This is a genomic window from Binatus sp. (SeqCode) (genome assembly GCF_036522015.1).
Lineage (GTDB): Bacteria > Desulfobacterota > Binatia > Binatales > Binataceae > Binatus.
Window position 1 is genome coordinate 1 of record NZ_DATDGQ010000011.1, and the last position, 2217, is coordinate 2217.

Genomic DNA, 2217 nt, shown 5'->3' on the forward strand with positions numbered 1-2217 from the left:
GTAAAGATGGTCACAGTGTGGCTCTCCGTGCGGAGGCTGCTGCGACGCATCTATACTCATCCAAGCAGATGCGGATACGGCGCATATCGCCAGCAACTGCATTTTCTTAAGGAACCGGCGATTGACCTTCTTTCCAGGGTGCCCGCGATGTCGCAGTTGGAAGTCGCACTCGACCAGGTTCGCCAGTTGGTCATCACCTCAGATGACACCAGCGCCAGGGCCTCGGCCGAGATAGAAACGCGGCTCGACAAAGAGCGTCCCTGGCTCTGTCTCCTGCTTCCCTGGGCCGAGTCGAGCATCAACGAGACTGAGGAAGCCCAGGCGAACGGCGAGTGGAGCCATTCGATACTGGCGAAGCGACAGACCGAAATCTGGATGGCCGTCCTCTCGTGGTCAATCGCCTATATTTTCGAGCCGCTGTGGCGAACGACTAGCGCGACTCGCCTCCCTGCGCCACCTGCCGGTGCAGGCCCCAAGGAATCGAAACCGACCGACACAATCGGCGAGATCTACGTCGCGAGCCGGGTCGTCGATTTCCTGCGTCAGGTGATGCCGCAATTGGAGTCGCTCGCGCTCAGCGCCACGTTGGCGATGCTCCTGATGCTGTTCGCAGTCAGCTCGTATCCGTTCCCGGCGCGCGACGACCTGCTCTGGTTCAGCTGGTTTGTAGTGTTGGCCACGGTCGGCTCGATGATGTGGATGTTCTTCTCGCTGAATCGCGACCGCGTTGCGAGCATGATCGCGGGAACCACGCCCGGCCAAACCGATTGGAATTCCACCTTGGTCCTTCAAGTCGCCACGCACGCGCTGCTGCCCGTTCTGGTCTTGCTAGGGGCGGCTTTTCCGACGAGGCTCGGCGCGATGGTGACGTGGATCGGCGGCCTGTTTGGAGGTCGCGCCTAGGACGGTCGCCCTTCGCGTGATTTCTTCTTCGACGGCTTCTTTGCCGCTGACTTGGCGTGTGTTGAATTGCGCTCGTCGAAACCCGGATACTTCCGCGCCAGCGCTTTTTTGATCGTGTTCATCCAGTTGGATTCGTAATGGCTCGCGATTTTTCTCATCGAGCCAACCTGCTGACTGGCCTCCTTCATCTGCGCTTTGAGCGCCACGGCTCCCTTGACAAGGTGCGGATGCATCGCGTGCACGTTGAGGTCCGACAGCGTCTTGGCGATCAGCTTGAGTTCTTGCTTGATCCGGTCCGCGTAAACGCGGGCCCATTCGAGGTCCATCAGGGTGCTACTGGTCGGTTTGGCTTTTGGCATGAAGACTCACTGTTCCCGATTGAGGTAGACGATCGCAAGTATCGCGGTGTTACCGAGGGAACTTTCAGGCTGAGTCTTCACGCCGTGAATGTCAAACGTGAACGCAGGCCCGCGCGCTCTCGACTGACGGCGGCTCGCGTTGTATGCGCACCCGCGCGCCAATGCCCTGAACGGCTGCTCCTGCCGTCAGGGATTCTCGCGCGCGATTACCAGCTTGGTCGGCGCGTCGAGCAGCGCCGGAATCGCGTCGTCCCATTCAACGACTTTGCTCGTGACGCGCGCCGGCTGGATCTTGCCCGTGCGCGCCAATTCAAGCACCTCTGGAATCACCGTTCGCGGATGCCCCCGCCCGGTCACGAACGTCATCCCGGTAATGTACATGTCGAACAGCGGCATCGGCGTCGTCTCGCCCGGATGAATCCCGCAACTGGTGCAGATTCCGCCGGGCGCCGTCGAGCGTATCGCGCATAGCAGTCCCGCCTGCGTCGCGCATGCCGCTACCGTGATCGGATACGGCCCCGTCTTCCTGGGTGGCGGCCCCTCGCGTACCGACGCGCCGAGTTCCGCCGCCAATCTCAAGCGGCCGGCATCGGTGTCGACGTAATCGACTCGCGACGCGCCGCACGCGAGTGCGATCTGAATCGCGTACAGCCCGATACTGCCGCCGCCGACTATCAGCACCGGCGCGCCGGGACTGTCACGCAGCATCGGCGCGACCGTCCGCCACGCGTCGGGAATGTTGTCCGCGGCGCTGGCCACATCGGCGGCGGCGAGGCCCTCGGGCATCGCAACCAGCATCGCGTCGGCGTACGGAATTTTCATAAGATCGGAAAGCGCGCCGCCAAAATTCCCGCCGCGCGCGCCGATTCCGTACATCGCGGTGCGGAGCACCCGCTCGCAATTCCCGGTCAGCCTGCGTCGGCATCGCTCGCAACTGCCGCATGAAATCTGAAAC

Annotated in this window: 3 protein-coding genes; 1 reads left to right on the plus strand and 2 read right to left on the minus strand. The window is 62.2% G+C overall.

Annotation, left to right across the window (positions count from 1 at the left end; all coding sequences use genetic code 11):
* Positions 1-903, plus strand: a 903-nt coding sequence (locus VIW95_RS00625) for a hypothetical protein (RefSeq protein WP_331582949.1), incomplete at its 5' end; no start/stop codon positions are given.
* On the opposite strand, the gene VIW95_RS00630 is transcribed toward VIW95_RS00625, so the two are convergent.
* Positions 900-1262, minus strand: a complete 363-nt coding sequence (locus VIW95_RS00630; RefSeq protein ID WP_331582951.1) for a hypothetical protein — start codon at positions 1260-1262, stop codon at positions 900-902. The genes VIW95_RS00625 and VIW95_RS00630 overlap by 4 nt on opposite strands.
* A 186-nt stretch (positions 1263-1448) precedes the next feature.
* The coding region (locus tag VIW95_RS00635) for a hypothetical protein (RefSeq protein ID WP_331582953.1) at positions 1449-2217 on the minus strand (769 nt) is incomplete at its 5' end.